At 63.4% G+C, this 14,782-nt stretch carries 13 protein-coding genes; 7 read left to right on the top strand and 6 right to left on the bottom strand.

Annotated elements, in window-relative coordinates:
- Positions 1-154: 154 nt before the first annotated feature.
- A complete protein-coding gene (locus ACWGKN_RS08865; RefSeq protein WP_035230759.1) occupies positions 155-1,222 on the top strand; it encodes an iron-containing alcohol dehydrogenase family protein in 1,068 nt (355 codons plus the stop codon).
- Between the two features lie 61 nt (positions 1,223-1,283).
- Here the strand turns inward: ACWGKN_RS08865 and ovoA are convergent, their stop codons facing one another.
- Complete coding sequence (gene ovoA / locus ACWGKN_RS08860) at positions 1,284-3,431, bottom strand: 5-histidylcysteine sulfoxide synthase (protein ID WP_052160108.1); 2,148 nt, start codon at positions 3,429-3,431, stop codon at positions 1,284-1,286.
- A 412-nt stretch (positions 3,432-3,843) separates the two neighbouring features.
- On the opposite strand from ovoA, the gene ACWGKN_RS08855 reads away from it, so the two are divergent.
- The gene (locus ACWGKN_RS08855) at positions 3,844-3,972 is read left to right on the top strand and encodes a hypothetical protein (RefSeq protein ID WP_424255402.1); all 129 of its coding nucleotides are present in this window, start codon (positions 3,844-3,846) and stop codon (positions 3,970-3,972) included.
- 219 nt (positions 3,973-4,191) lie between these two features.
- On the opposite strand, the gene ACWGKN_RS08850 is transcribed toward ACWGKN_RS08855, so the two are convergent.
- Complete coding sequence (locus ACWGKN_RS08850; RefSeq protein WP_452095068.1) at positions 4,192-4,539, bottom strand: hypothetical protein; 348 nt, start codon at positions 4,537-4,539, stop codon at positions 4,192-4,194.
- Between ACWGKN_RS08850 and ACWGKN_RS08845 the strand changes: the two genes are divergently transcribed.
- The 5 genes from ACWGKN_RS08845 (at position 4,526) to ACWGKN_RS08825 (ending at position 8,355) form a co-directional block, all read left to right on the top strand.
- Positions 4,526-4,816 carry a hypothetical protein gene (locus ACWGKN_RS08845; RefSeq protein ID WP_035230763.1) on the top strand — a complete coding sequence of 97 codons (291 nt, stop codon included), beginning with the start codon at positions 4,526-4,528 and terminating at the stop codon, positions 4,814-4,816. The two genes, ACWGKN_RS08850 and ACWGKN_RS08845, sit on opposite strands and share 14 nt — an antisense overlap.
- Positions 4,817-4,949: 133 nt before the next feature.
- Positions 4,950-5,978: an alpha/beta hydrolase gene (locus ACWGKN_RS08840; RefSeq protein ID WP_052160112.1), complete on the top strand. Its 1,029-nt coding sequence runs from the start codon at positions 4,950-4,952 to the stop codon at positions 5,976-5,978.
- A 272-nt stretch (positions 5,979-6,250) separates the two neighbouring features.
- Positions 6,251-7,111, top strand: coding sequence for an MBL fold metallo-hydrolase (locus ACWGKN_RS08835; protein ID WP_424255407.1), 861 nt, complete (start codon positions 6,251-6,253; stop codon positions 7,109-7,111).
- Between the two features lie 225 nt (positions 7,112-7,336).
- Entirely contained in the window at positions 7,337-8,038 is a 702-nt protein-coding gene (locus tag ACWGKN_RS08830) for an AzlC family ABC transporter permease (RefSeq protein ID WP_035230767.1), read from the top strand.
- Positions 8,023-8,355, top strand: coding sequence for an AzlD domain-containing protein (locus ACWGKN_RS08825; RefSeq protein WP_035230769.1), 333 nt, complete (start codon positions 8,023-8,025; stop codon positions 8,353-8,355). The genes ACWGKN_RS08830 and ACWGKN_RS08825 overlap by 16 nt, the downstream gene beginning before the upstream one ends.
- Positions 8,356-8,401: 46 nt before the next feature.
- Here ACWGKN_RS08825 and ACWGKN_RS08820 read toward each other — a convergent pair whose 3' ends face one another.
- The 4 genes from ACWGKN_RS08820 to ACWGKN_RS08805 are packed head-to-tail and all read right to left on the bottom strand — an operon-like array spanning position 8,402 to position 14,700.
- A complete protein-coding gene (locus ACWGKN_RS08820) occupies positions 8,402-9,004 on the bottom strand; it encodes a DUF309 domain-containing protein (protein WP_035230771.1) in 603 nt (200 codons plus the stop codon).
- Positions 9,001-12,252, bottom strand: coding sequence for an efflux RND transporter permease subunit (locus ACWGKN_RS08815; protein ID WP_452095067.1), 3,252 nt, complete (start codon positions 12,250-12,252; stop codon positions 9,001-9,003). The genes ACWGKN_RS08820 and ACWGKN_RS08815 overlap by 4 nt, the downstream gene beginning before the upstream one ends.
- Positions 12,253-12,286: 34 nt before the next feature.
- Positions 12,287-13,327, bottom strand: coding sequence for an efflux RND transporter periplasmic adaptor subunit (locus ACWGKN_RS08810; protein WP_424255204.1), 1,041 nt, complete (start codon positions 13,325-13,327; stop codon positions 12,287-12,289).
- Entirely contained in the window at positions 13,324-14,700 is a 1,377-nt protein-coding gene (locus ACWGKN_RS08805) for a TolC family protein (RefSeq protein ID WP_452095066.1), read from the bottom strand. Before ACWGKN_RS08805 ends, ACWGKN_RS08810 begins: the two co-directional genes overlap by 4 nt.
- Positions 14,701-14,782 lie beyond the last annotated feature (82 nt).

Below are 14,782 nucleotides of genomic sequence, written 5' to 3'. Positions count from 1 at the left end.
GGAATGTTATCAACCATTCCCGCTTCCCGCGGGCATAAACTCTCCTTGAGTTTTGGACCGATATCTGGTACGGAGAGGGGGACTGTTGACAGGTGGCGGGAGCGGCTGGTCGATCCTCCACCGGGATTGCCAATTGATTAACTCCGGAGTTAAAATGTATAGAAATTTCAGGATAGTACCAAATATCATCTTCGGCCGCGGGGCCTTCAACCAACTCGACGATGTCATCAAGCACAAGCGGACGAGCAGCGAGGCCTACTTTGTCTACGTCATCGATGACGTCTTCACCGGTAAGGAGTTGGAGGGCCGGATCCCGCTCAAGGGCCGCGACCTGCTGCTGCGGGTCAACGTCGACGACGAGCCGAAGACCAGGTATATCGACGCCCTGGTCAAACAGATCCGCTCCTACCACTTCGAGAAACCGGTCGGGATCATCGGGATCGGCGGCGGCAGCACGATGGACATCGCCAAGGCGGTCTCGCTGCTGCTCAACAACCCCGGCTCTTCGGCCGACTACCAGGGCTGGGATCTGATCAAATTCCCGGCCGTCTATCATGTCGCGGTCCCGACCCTGGCCGGCACCGGCGCCGAGATCTCGCGCACGGCGATCCTCACCGGGCCGGAGAAGAAGCTCGGCATCAACTCCGACTTCACCCTCTACGACCAGATCCTCCTCGATCCGGAGCTGGTTGCCGATGTGCCGAAGGACCAGTGGTTCTATACCGGCATGGACTGTTACATCCATGACATCGAGTCGCTGCAGGGCACCTTCATCAACGAGTTCAGCCGCGCCTACGGCGAGAAGTCGCTCGAACTGTGCCGCCAGGTCTTCCTCGAGGACCATCCCGACCGCGACGACAAGCTGATGATGGCCTCCTACTTCGGCGGCATGAGCATCGCCTACTCCCAGGTCGGGGCCTGCCATGCCCTGTCGTACGGCCTGTCCTATGTCCTCGGCATCCACCATGGCATCGGCTGCTGCATCGCCTTCGACTATCTCGACGAGATCTATCCTGAAGGAGTGGCCGAGTTCCGGCAGATGATGGCCAGGCACGATATCGCCCTGCCGCGCAACCTGACCAAAGGCCTCGATTCAGCGGCGATGGAGAAGATGGTGACGACCGCCCTCGGGCTGGTGCCGCTGTGGCAGAACTGCCTCGGACCCGACTGGGCCGACATCATGACCCGCGACCGGACGATGGAGCTGTACACCCGGATGTAGCCCACCGAGTCAATCGAAGCCGAAACCCGGCCGGACCGCGCTGCGGCCCGGCCGGGTTTTTTTATGCCCGGTTGCGCTCCCAGACCGTCATCTCGGCGAAGCTGTGCTGGAACTTGCGCCGGGTCTCGCGGAGGACGAAGGGGATGTCGCCGGGGGCGGCGACCAGCGTGAACTGCGGCGCCAGCTGCTCCTTCAGGCCGTCGATGGTGTAGAACGGTTCGCCGTCGCGGCGGAAGCCGCCGATCCAGCGCTCCCTGTCGGTGAACTCCGGCAGCCAGGTGTAGGGCGAGAGCAGGATCAGCAGGCCGCCGGGATTGATCCGGGCGGGGATCTCGCGCAGGAACTTGGCCGGATCGTAGAGGCGGTCGATGAGGTTGGCGGCCAGCACCAGGTCGTAGCCGGTGTAGCGGGCCAGCAGGTTGCAGGCGTCGGCCTGGAAGAACTCGACCTTGTCCCGGGTCGCCTCGAGGCCGAACCCGGCCAGGTGCTTCTCGTGGTAGCTGACGATCTCCCCCTCCTCGAGCCGGGTGTACTGGACGAAACCCTCCTCCTTGAGCCGGGTGCCGATGCGGATGAAGCGGGCCGAAAAGTCGAGGCCGGTGACCTGATCGAAATAGCGGGCCAGCTCGAAGGTGGCCCGGCCGGTGGCGCAGCCGAGGTCGAGGGCGCGGCGGCGGGGGCGGTCGCCGTACATCGCCAGGACCTGGTCGACGATCGCCTTGCTGAACTGCGGCACGCCGAAATGTTCGTCGCCGTAATGGAATTCGCAGTACTGCGACACCTGGTCGTCGGTCTCGTAAGCAATGCTGGGGATCACCACCGCCGCCGCCGATTCGACATAGCGGAAGCCGGCATGCTGGAAGAAGTGGCGGCGGAAGGCATAGCGCGAGTCGCGGGTCGCCAGGTTGCCGGTCGAGATCCACGACCCGCCCTTGATCAGGTTGTGGCGGCCGTCGAAGGTCGGGGTCGAGAAATCGTCGTAATAGGGGTGGATCTCGAAGCCGGGGAAGCCGGAGATCGGCATCTCGGTCCACTGCCAGACGTTGCCGATCACATCGCCGAAACCGGCGCTCTCGAAACGGTCGACCGGGCACGACGAGGCCCACCACTCAAGGTTGATGTTGCCCGGGGCCTTGTCCCAATACGGTTGGTCGGGCAGGCCGGCCAGCTGGTGCAGGCGGTAGTACTCGGCCTCGGTGGGCAGCCGCAGGTTCTTCCCCGTCTTCTCGCCCATCCAGTTGCAGAAGGCCTTGGCCTCGAGGTAGTTGACCTCGACCGGCCAGTTCCACGGCATCTCGATCTTCTCTACCATCGTCCGCAGGAACCAGCGCTCGCCCTCATTGACCCAGAAGATCGGGTGTTCGGCCCGGCGGTACTGCCGCCAGTTCCAGCCCTCCTCGGTCCACCAGCGCCGTTCCTGATAACCGTGATCCTCGACGAAGGCGAGATATTCGCCGTTCGAGACGAGAAAGCGCGAGGTCATGAACCCGGCCACCTCCTCCTCGAACAGGCCGAATTCGTTGTCCCAGCCGTACAGCGGGTGGTTCCGGTCCTTGCCCAGCCGCACCGGGCCGCCCGGCACCGGGCGCAGCGCGTTGGCCGGGGCCTCGCCCCGATCGCGGCAGATTTCCCACAGCGGATGCGGCTGCAGGCGTTCCAGCGGCAGCTGGCGGATCAGCACCGACGAGGTCTCGAGGTGGATACGGGCGTGCTCGATGCCCATCAGGATGGCCCAGGCCGGGCTGTTCCAGGTGATCGGCAGCGACAGCGGCAGGGTGGTGATCACCTCGTCGACCACCTGGCGGACCTTGGTTCGGAATTCCTGCGCCTCCGCGACGCTGGGCCAGTCGTAATGGGCCTCGTTGAGGTCGTCCCAGGACATCTCGTCGACCCCGACCGCGAACATCGACTCGAAGCGGGGGTTGATCCGTTCGGTGATGATGCCGGCGAGGATCAGCTTGTTGATATAGAAGGCGGCGGTGTGGCCGTAATAGAAGATCAGCGGGTGGCGCAGGGGATCGGCCCGCAGCGTGAAGACCGCGTCGTCGGCCAGGGTGTCGAACAGCCGTTCGTCGAGGTCCCAGGTGGCGTGGAAATAGCGGCGGATCTCGTCGCGCTTGGCCTCCGGCTCGCCGCTGTCGAGGACGAGGGTCCTGGTGGACTTCAGTTGCTGCATCTCGGGGCTGTAGGTTTCGGCGGCGCTGTGCATGATAATCACGATAGATGAAGGTTGATCTCCAGCCGGCGGTGCGGGAAGTAAGGCGGCTGTTGGTTCGATTTCGGAGGGTGTATCGGATGAGTATATGTCCGGCGCCGACGAAAATCAACGGATTCGCGGGCACCGGTGATTGTCCTCCGAGAGGCGACCCGCCACTCTGGCTGGAAGCATCGTCATGAACCGCAGCGATTGTCGGCTGACAATGAGTGATTATTGTTTCTCTCAAGAGTCGCTTGGGCATGAGCATAGTTCCCGCGGCGGCGGCAGGAGGGCACGACCGGTGGATGGAGCGGGTGTCGCCAATATCGCCGGGCTCGAATGCCATGATCGGGTGGGGTCAAGTTCATGCCGCTGCAAGCGATGGATACATCTCGTATGAACATACCATGACAGGAGGTTGAGCATGAGAATGCAGAGGACAATGGTCGATTCATTCCAGCTGGGCCATAAGGATTTCATGAAAAATCTGGGGGAATCGCTGGATATCCTCGACCATGATATCACGATCTCTATACCAAGTACCGCAGCCTGAGGGATGCCTCGGTTCACTGAGAGAATCGGGGAGATTGTTCCAGGCGTTTACCGGGAGGCCAACCCCCATTGCCGACGGGGGGACGGCCTCCCGTCGTTGTTTCCCGGCCTGGTCAAGGCGGCCGATCGATGTGCCGATCGCCGCGCCGTCCGATCCGTCCAGCGGTGCACAGCGGCGGGAGGGGAAATCTTTTCCGGGGGTGTCGGTACCATGTTCAACTCAGGCATTGCCTGGCTGCGCCAGGCGGTCAACGATCTGCAGCGGGATAGACAACGTGAGCGGGTCCTGCGCCAGGCGATCGAGGATGTGGTCGAGATTGCCGACCCGATCATTCGTCTCGCCCCTCGCTACCGCCGAACCCTGCATCCGTCGGTGGCGACGGCGGTGGCCTACTGCGATGCGCTGGTCCGGACGATTCCGGGGCCGGTCCGGCTGGACCCGAACGGTTATTATGACGATCCGCTGGTCAAGGCGGTCTTCCGCTCGGCGGAGGAGATGGAGATCGTGCTGCGTCGAATTATTTTGCCGCGGCGAACCGGAACAGGAGGACAAGGTGCGCGAGGTCAAGGAGCTGCTGAGCGCCACCGACGAGGAGATCAGGGAGGCGAGAAAAGAGGTGGAAACGCCGGACGATACGCTCTTGCACCTCAAACGGATCATGGACTCTCCGGCCGACACCCTGGTCGTTCGGCGGCAATCGCTGCGGCTGGACTGGAAGAATGTCATTGTCGGGGACAGCCGCGACATCGAAGCCAACGAGATCACGCTGGCCGAATTCATCTTGAACCAGGATTTGCAGCGTTCGGCGGTGCTGGTCCGGTTCGACCGGGGGGCCAGAATCTGATTTTTTACCTGGCTTTATCGCTGAAGAGATGCTTGGATAGAATCCAATGGGTTTCTGGCACTCTGCCAAAGGCTCGTTGATGGCATCTTCGTATTATTCATGGGATGTTGTTCATCATCACCGGGATCCGTCCATGCGATTGTCACCAGCCGGGATACTGCTCTCCCTGCTTTCTTTTTTTCCGCTCACAGGCTGTGCCGGGCCCTATGTCTTTCAGGGGAAAACCATCGAGACCGTCCCGGAATTGACCGCCGATGCCGCCCTGATGCCGGATGGTTTCACCCTGCCTGTACTGATCGTCAATGGCCGGCCAGGGCCGCCGCGGGCGGTCGTTCTGGCCCTGCACGGCTTTAATGACTACAGCCGCTCGTTTCTTTCGTTCGGCGAGTATCTGGCGGCACGAAATATCACGCTGATAGCCTATGACCAGAGAGGGTTTGGCAGAACGGAGGGGCGAAGATACTGGCATGGGGCTGCGAAATTGACTGGCGACCTGCGCACCATGGTAAGGTTGCTGAAGCAAAAATATCAAGGGACACCTCTTTTCATTCTGGGCGACAGCATGGGCGGGGCGGTGATTCTTGCCGCGCAGAAGGAATTGCAGGCCGAGGGTGGCTACGCCGGGGTCACCCTGGTCGCGCCCGCCGTATGGGCGAGGAACACCATGCCCTGGTATCAGCGCTCGACCCTGTGGCTGTTCGCCCATCTGCTGCCCTGGTTCGGGGTTTCCGGCAAGGGGCTGGATATCGACCCGTCCGATAACATCGAGATGCTGCGCGAGCTGGGACGTGATCCGCTGGTGATCAAAACGACCAGGGTCGATGCGGTCTACGGCTTGAGCACGCTGATGGACGAAGCCCTCGCTTCCGCCGGATCTCTGGCCGGCCGGGCGATGATCCTCTACGGCAGAAACGATGAGATCATTCCCCGCCAACCGACCTGCGAGATGCTCAAAAGGTTGCCGTCCGATGAAGAAATGGATTGGCGATTTGTTCTCTATGATCACGGCCATCACATGCTGCTCAGGGATCTGCAGGCGGAAGTGGTCCACCATGATATCGAGCAGTGGATAGGCAACATCCTTGAGTCGTCTGAATCTCAGCAGGAAACGATTGCAGGCGGGGCCGGCACAGAGGACATCGACTTTCTCTGCAACGAATAGTCCGGCAGGATGATTGCCTGGCGGTTAGAGGCATCTGGTCGCCGGTATCGATTTCTGCCATTGCCCCTCATGGCGGTTGTTTGTCGGGTCCGCAGAATTTCAGCCTCAGCGGCAGGCAGGAAATCTGATGGCGTCTGTATGCCGCTGAGGTGTATGGTGAGAGCAAACAGAGCGGAGATTGCCATGTTGCGGCAACTACGGCACATGTCACTGAACCCGGACCGGCCCGCCGGTTGGATGCTGGGAGTGAAGATTATGGGAGATTGCAGCTGATGAAACTTGAAATACTTGGTTCCGGCGGGGCGATTACCACCCCCAAGCCGTTCTGTAACTGCACTGTATGTGAACTGGCGAGAGCAGGATCAGCACAAGATGCTCGCTTAGGACCCAGTGTTTTCATTCACGGCCCGAATCTTCTGATCGATACACCTGAAGAAATCTCCATTCAGCTCAACCGCTCGTCTATAGAGCAGATTGATGGATGTGTCTATTCTCACTGGCATCCAGACCATACCGCAGGAAAACGCGTATTCGAGATGAACAAAGACTGGATTGGTCTCCCCCCTGAAAATAGAAAGACACAGATTTTCTTGACAGAAAAAGTTGAATCTACCTTTCAGCAATTTCTTGGGCTCAAAGGTTATTTCGACTTCCTGGCAAGCGATGGACTGGTCGATATCTCCATTGTCAAGAATTCGGAACCATTCCTGCTCAACGGGTATCGAATCACCCCCGTGCAAATGAAACTCGATTTCTCATTCGGCTTCACAATTGAGGGCGGGAACAAAAAAATTCTCGTCGTAATGGATGAGTTGAAAGCGTGGGTGCCGAATGAAGTGATTGGAAATACGGAATTTGATCTTGTCTATCTGCCATTGGGTATCGTTGAGGTTAATCCGATCAACGGGAAGAGAAACGTGGATCCGAAGCACCCGATCCTGCAATATGAACTGACCCTCAACGAGACAATTGATACGATTAAAATGTTAAAAGGGAAAAAGTTCATATTGTCGCATATCGAGGAACTGGATGGAGTCTCCTGCAGCATGGGACAACAACTCGGGAGGTATTGTTCCGAACAGACGGGAAAGAAGGTCGAACTGGGGTATGATACCTTGATCTGCGACATCTGACCTTGCGCTCGACATCGACAATTTGCTTCGAAAATTACGGATCAGCATAGTTTGAAGATATCGGCGGTCAGGGAAAGCGGTTGACAGGAAAAGGCGGCAGGGATATCCTGTGCGATTCCGCGCGCTCCGGATAAAGCGGCGCAAAGGTTCGGGAAGGGGTACACGCTGGCACATTGATCGGCGCGGGCCGCTTCTTTGGCATTTGTCTTTCGCCATTCTCCAGACATGAACGAATATCCACCATCAACCTCCGCCGCCGTCTTCAAGGGCGTGCGGCGGGCCCTGCCGATCGTCCTGGGCTATGTCCCGATCGGCTTCGCCTACGGCGTGCTGGCCGGCAAGAGCGGCATCTCGGCCACCAACACCGTGCTCATGTCGCTGATCGTCTTCGCCGGTTCGGCCCAGTTCATCGCCGTCGGCCTGTTCGCCAGCGGCACCGGCCCGGCGGTGGTGATCCTGACGACCTTCGTCGTCAATCTCCGCCACCTGCTGATGGCCGCCTCCCTCGCCCCCTACCTGGCGAAATGGTCGCGGCGGCGCCAGGCCTTGTTCGCCTACGAACTGACCGACGAGACCTTCGCCCTCCATTCGACCACCACCAGGGATCTGAGCACCTGTCCGCTCGAGGCCCTGAGCCTCAATGTCACCGCCCAGGCCTCGTGGGTGCTGGGGTCCGCCCTCGGCGTCGTCGCCTCGAACCTGATCGGCGACGTCAAGCCGCTCGGCCTCGACTACGCCCTGTCGGCAATGTTCATCGGCCTCCTGGTCAGCCAGTGCACCAGCCTGGTGCGGCTGGCGACCGCGCTATTCTCGGGGCTGCTGGCGACGGCGCTGTTCCTCGCCGGCTGGCACCAGTTCCATATCATCGCCGCCACCGTGGCCGGCGCAACCTTCGGCCTGGCGGTGGAGCAATGGACCAGACGCTGATCCTGCTGACCATGGTCGGGATGGGGGCGGTGACCTTCCTGCCCCGGCTGCTGCCGATCCTCTTCCTCAGCGGCCGGACCCTCAAGCCGCTGATGGTCGCCTGGCTGCGGCTGGTGCCGCCGGCGGTGCTGGCGGCGATGCTGCTGCCGGCCCTGCTGGTGCCGGAGAAGGAGGTCGATCTCGGTTTCGACAACATCTTCTTGTGGGCGGCGCTGGTGGCCTTTCCGGTGTCGTGGAAGAGTAAAAGCCTGTTCGCCACGGTGCTGGTCGGCATGGGCCTGGTGGCCCTGGCCCGCTACTGCGGCCTGGGGAATTGACCACGGAAGATGGAATCGACGGCCCGATTGCAGCCGCCGGTGGCCGTCAGTCCTGTCGTCCAGTCGGTGTCGGTACCAGTTTCGGCGGGACCGGATCGAGTCGGGCCAACGCCGCCAGCAGTTCCGCCGGGTCGAAATAGTCGCGCAGCAGATCGCCGCTGGTCGCCAGCACCTCCCTCGCCCTGGCGGCCATTTTCGCCGCCTGGCGCTCGTAGCCGTATTCCAGCTTGATGTAGACCCCGGCCGCCCGGATCAGCGCCTGCAGCAGGAGCTTGCGCCTGCCGTCGGCCTGGAGCCAGGCGTGCTCCAGCACCTCGTGCACCTCGAAAAATAGTCGTTCGTTCCACAGCACCATACCCTGGTGAAGGGGATCGGTGATCCCCCGGCTGATTGCCGCCAGGGCCCGGCGATAACGGGCCAGACGATCGACGATGTAATCGCGGTAGCGGTCGGTGGGATGGTCGCTCAGCAGCCGGGTCGCCGCCTGCTCGAACGGCTCCGGTCCGTCGTCGGCGATCGCCTCGGCCAGGGCCGTCGACAGGGTGTTGCGGATGTCGCGGCTGGGCCGGTCCTGGAAGGGTTCGAAACGAAGGGGCGCGGCCGGCTCGCTCCGGCCGGCCACCCGGGGATGGATTGAGTCGTCGGTCATCGTTGTCCCTCCACCGCCGCCTGAGTCGGCGGATGACTATGTTTCTTGAGCACATAGTACATGACCGGGACGGCCATGCGGCTGACCAGCAGCGAGGCGATCTCGCCGAACATCAGCGAGATGGCCAGGCCCTGGAAGATCGGGTCGGCGAGGATCACCGAGGCCCCGACCACCACCGCCAGGGCGGTGAGCAGCATCGGCCGGAAGCGGATGGCCCCGGCATCGACGACCGCCTTGGCCAGCGGCTGGCCGGCCCTGGTCCGCAGTTCGATGAAATCGACGAGGATGATCGAGTTGCGGACGACGATGCCGGCCCCGGCCATGAAACCGATCATCGAGGTGGCGGTGAAGAAGGCGCCGAAGGCCCAGTGGGCCGGCAGGATGCCGATCAGCGAGAAGGGGATGGCGGCCATCACCACCAGCGGCGTGATGTAGTTCCTGAACCAGCCGACCATCAGCATGTAGATCAGGATCATCACCACGCAGAAGGCGAGCCCGAGGTCGCGGAAGACCTCGAGGGTGATATGCCACTCGCCGTCCCATTTCATCGCCGGCTGGCGGTCGGAAAAGGGCTGGTTGAGGTTGTACAGCTCCAGCTGTCCGGGGGTGCCGCCGAAATCGGCGGTGTTGAGCCGGCGCAGGCGGCTGTTGATGTCGAAGATCGCGTAGACCGGACTCTCGACCTCGCCGGCGACGTCGCCGGTGACGTAGGTGACATCCTTGAGGTTCTTGCGGTACAGCGGCTGCTCGACCGGCTGCGAGCTGATGTTGACCAGTTCGCGCAGCGGCACCAGCGGCGCATCGGCCATCAGGTCGGGACGGAGGGAAAGGTTGAGCAGGGTCTCGGTGCGGGCCCGGTCGGCGGGCGGCAGCTCGAGGACAATGTTGATCTCCTCCTTGTCGGCCGGCTGGTGGAAGATGTCAAGGGATAGCCCGTGGACAGCGATCTCCAGCGCCCGGGTGATCTGGCCCTCGGAGATGCCGTTGAGGGCCGCCTTTTCCTTGTCGACGGTCAGCACCTGCCGGACCCGCGGTTCCTCCTGAAACCAGTCGATATCGACCACTCCCCTGGTCTCGGTGAAGATCTTCTTGACTTCGGTCGCCAGTTTGAGGCGGTCCCCCTCATCGCGGCCGTAGATCTCGGCGACCAGGGTCTGCAGCACCGGCGGCCCGGGCGGGACCTCGGCCACCGCCACCGCCGCCCCGTATCTGGCGGCGATGGCGGCGATCGCCGGCCGCAGCCGCTTGGCGATGTCGTGGCTCTGCAGGTCGCGCTCGCCCTTGGCTTTGAGGTTGACCTGGATATCGGCCACCGCCGGACCCGAGCGCATGAAGTAGTGGCGCACCAGGCCGTTGAAGTTGTACGGCGAGGCGGTGCCGGCATAGATCTGGTAATTGACCACATCGGGGTCCTCGCTCACCGTATCGCCCATCTCCATCGCCACCCGGGCGGTGTGCTCGAGGGTCGAGCCCTCCGGCATGTTGAGGATGACCTGGAATTCGCTCTTGTTGTCGAAGGGCAGCATCTTGACCTTGACCAGGCCGAAGTAGACCATCGAGCAGGCGGCGAGGAGCAGGACGGTGATGGTGGCGAAGAAGATCAGGCGCCAGCCGGCGTGGGCCAGCAGCGGGTCCATCACCAGGTGGTAGATCCGGGTGAACCAGTCGTCGGGCATCCGCTCGTCCTGGTCCGGGGCGCCGTGGGAGATGTGGCCCCGCAACAGCCGGGTGGCGGCCCAGGGGGTGACGGTGAAGGCGATGAACAGCGAGAAGACCATCGCCGCCGACGAGCCGACCGGGATCGGCCGCATGTAGGGCCCCATCAGGCCGCCGACGAAGGCCATCGGCAGGATCGCGGCGATCACCGCCCAGGTGGCGAGGATGGTCGGGTTGCCGACCTCGATCACCGCCTCGACCGCGACCGTGGTCGCCGACCGGCCCTTGTTCTCGGGCAGGCGGAGGTGGCGGACGATGTTCTCGACGACAACGATGGCGTCGTCGACCAGAATACCGATCGAGAAGATCAGGGCGAAGAGGGTGATGCGGTTGAGGGTGTAGCCGTAGAGGTAGAACACCAGCAGGGTCAGGGCCAGGGTCGAGGGGATGGCCAGCATCACCACGATCGACTCGCGCCAGCCGAGGAAGAACAGGATCAAGAGGGCCACCCCGAACACGGCGATGCCCATGTGCAGCAGCAGTTCGTTCGATTTGTCGGCCGCGGTCTCGCCGTAGTCGCGGGTGACGGTGACCTCGACGGCGTCCGGGATCAGGGTGCCGCGCAGGCTGTCGACCTTGGCCAGGACTTCGTGCACTACCGTGACGGCGTTGGCCCCCGGCCGCTTGGCCAGCGACAGGGTGACGGCGGCCTCGCGCTGGTGGCTGCCGCCCTGGCCGAAGAGGACATAGTTGTCCGGTTCCTCCGGCCCGTCGCGGATCTCGGCCACCTCGTCGAGATAGACCGGCACCCCGGCATGGACGCCGATCACCACCCGGCCGATCTCCGCCGCCGAGGTCAGGAAGGTGCCGGTCTGCAGCAGCAGCTCCTGGTCCAGCGACGTGAGGCTGCCGGTGTGGGACTGGAGGTTGACCTGCTGGATCCTGGGGGCGATCTCGGCCACGGTGAGGTTGCGCGAGGCCATCCGCAGCGGGTCGAAGCTGATCGTCACCTGGCGCCGGGTTCCGCCGATCAGCCTGGTTTCGGCCACATCCTTGATGCTCTTGATGTTGTCGTCGACCTGGGCCGCCAGCCGCCGCAGGGTGAAGTGGTCGGAGCCGCCGCCATGAAAGGTCAGGGCCAGGATCGGCACGTCGTCGATGGTGTGCGGTTTGATCAGCGGCTTCGACACCGTGTGGGGGATGCGGTCGAAGTTGGTCTCGAGCTTCTGGTTGAGGCGGACGATCGAGGTCTCGGGGTCCTCGCCGACGTAGAAGCGGACGATCAGCAGACTCTGGCCGCTCATCGAGGTCGAGTAGATGTACTCGACGCCGGGCAGTTCGTAGAGCAGCTTTTCCATCGGGATGGTCAGCCGCTGCTGGACCTCCTGCGGGGTGGCGCCGGGCATCGTCACCATCACGTCGATCATCGGCACCTTGATCTGCGGTTCCTCCTCGCGCGGCAGCAGGAAGACGGCGAGGACCCCGAGGAGCAGCGAGGCGAGGATGCCGAGCGGGGTCAGCTTCGAATTGATGAAGGCGGTGGCCAGCCTGCCGGCGAATCCCGGACTGTGGTGGGTGTTCGGCAAATCCATGGTTGCGATCTCAAAAAGGGGGCCGCGCGGGCCGTTATTCGACGGTGACGGGCTGACCGTCCACCAGTGTCCGGCTGCCCTCGACAACCACGGTTTCCCCGGCCTTGAGGCCGGTGAGGATCTCGACCTTGCCGTTCATCGCGGCGCCGCTGCGGACCAGGCGCAGCCGGGCGCGGCCGGCGTCGACGACGAAGAGGCGTTCCATCTGGCCGTAGGTGGTGAGGGCCGATGCCGGGACGACGATCGTCCGGGCGCTGCCGGCAGGAAGGCTGACCCGGGCGAACTGGCCGGAATGGAGCTTGGGGTCGGCCGGGACGTCGATCTTGACCGGCGCGGTCCGCGACAGGCGGTCGGCGGTGGGGGCGACCTCGGCGACGGTGCCGACGATGCTCAGACCGGCGGAGGGAACATGGACCGGCAGCCGGTCGCCCGACCTGACATTCATGATCATCGACTCGGGGATATTGGTGATGACCTGCAGCCGGGCCTCGTTCTCGAGCTGCAGCAGGGGCTTGCCGGGGGTGGCGAGGTCGCCGACGTTGGCCATCTTGCGGGTGACGAGACCGGCGAACGGGGCCAGGACGCGGGTGTAATCGAGCATGGTCCCCGCCTCCTCGTAGGCGGCGGTGGCGATCCGCAGCGTGTCCTCGAGGGACTTGACGGCCTCCGGGGTGGCGGCGTTTTTGGCCAGCAGCTTGCGCTCGCGCTCGAGGTTGCGGCGCGCCTGTTCGAGCTGGGCCCTGGCCTGGCGCTGGCGGGCGGAGATCTCGCCGGCGGTGATCTCGACCAGCAGGTCGTCCTTTGCCACCCGCGAGCCGAGGACCACCGGCAGGGTGACGATGCTGCCGCTGACCTTGGCGGCGATCTCCGCCTGCTCGGTGGCCTGCAGCGAGCCCATCAGCTCCACCTGCCGGGCGGCTGGTTTTTCCTCGGCCCGGGCGACGCCGACCTTGACCGCGGGGGTCGATTCGTCCCGCATCCCTTCGGCCTTGTTCCCCTCCCGGCACCCGGTCAGCAACAGGACCGCCGCTCCCAGGAGCAGCAGGGCGAGAGCCAGTGTTGTGCGATACCTCATTGCGAAATCTCCTTCTCGATATCTTGGCTTTCGGCAAACTGCGGCAGCCCCATCGCCCGGCGCAGGTTGGCCCTGGCCACCCGGTGCAGGGCCTTGGCCGACGACCGGCGGGCAAGGGCGTCGCTCAGGCGGGTCTCGACGTCGATCAGGTCGATGGCGAGGATCACCCCTTCCTTGAACCGCTCCCGGCTCAGGCGGGCGGTCTCCTCGGCTGCCGCCACCATCTTCTCGGTCACCTGCAGGCGCTGGCCGGCCTGATTGTAGTCGAGCTCGGCCTGCTGCACCTCCAGGTCCAGATCCAGTTCGGCCTTGGCCAATCGGGCCCGGGCTTCGCGCAGCCGGGATTCGGCGAGGGTGATAGCTGCGTTGGTGCGGTCGCCGTCATAAAGAATGTAGTTGAGGCGCAGGCCGGCCATCCATGAATCGCCGCCGTCGTCGAGGACGGTGCCGTGGTCGATCTGGTAGGAGGCGAAGGAATCGAGGGACGGTCGTTTCTCCGCCCGTGCCGCCGCAACCGCCGATTCGGCGGCGCGGATCGCCGCCTTCAGGCCTTCCAGTTCGTGGCGGCCGGCGGCGCTGGCGGTCGGCGGCAGTTCCTGGCGGATGCCGGTGGCGCCGTCGAGTCGGACCTCCCCCTGCGGCAACCCCAGCAGGTTGAGAAACCGCCGCCGGGCCAGTTCCTCGGCATGACGGCCGGCAATCAGATTTTCACTGGCGGTGGCCTGCTGCAGTTCGATGGTGAGGAGATCCTGCTGCAACAGGGTGCCGGCCTCGAAGCGGGCCTGGGCGACGGCCAGCGAGGCGGTGATCGCCTCCAGCGCCGTCTCGCGGACTGCGGTCATCTCCTCGGCCTGGATGACGGTGTGAAAGGCCCGGACCACCTCGAAGGCGAGCAGGCGATCGAGGCTGGTGCGGTCGGTCGCGGCGCCTTCGACCCGGGCGGCGGCCGTCCGGCGGTTGGCGGTGTCCTTGCCGCCGCTGTAAAGCCGGTAATGGATCCCGGCCTTGAGCTGGAGGTTGTCGGTGCGGCCGGGATCGTTGAAGTCGATGCTGTTGTCGAAGGCCCCCTGGTTGAGGATATTGCCGAAGGAGTACATCGGGTTGTCGGTCTGGCTGTACTCACTGGAAAGCGTGACCGACGGAAGATCGGCGGCATCGGCCATCCGGGCCTGGGCCTCGGCCGCCCTGAGCCGTTCGAGGACGATCCGGCTGTCCGGACTGTGGGCCAGGGCGAAGTCGACCGCCTGTTCGGCGGTCCAGACCGTCGGCACCTCCGGCGGCGGTCGGAGATCCTGGCCCCCGGCGACGGCCGGCAGGATCATGAGCCAGGCAAGGAGGAAGGGGGGTGCTGAACGGTGTATCAGTGGCTGCATGGTATCATTTTGAATTTGTTGGAGTTGTTTTGATCTTCCAGTAATTTAACAAAAACCTTAAATAGAGTAGGTCCGGTTGTCT

The sequence above is a fragment of the Desulfoprunum sp. genome (assembly GCF_053613775.1).
Note: the sequence above shows the minus strand (reverse complement) of the source record. Positions and strands in the feature narration are given on the sequence as shown.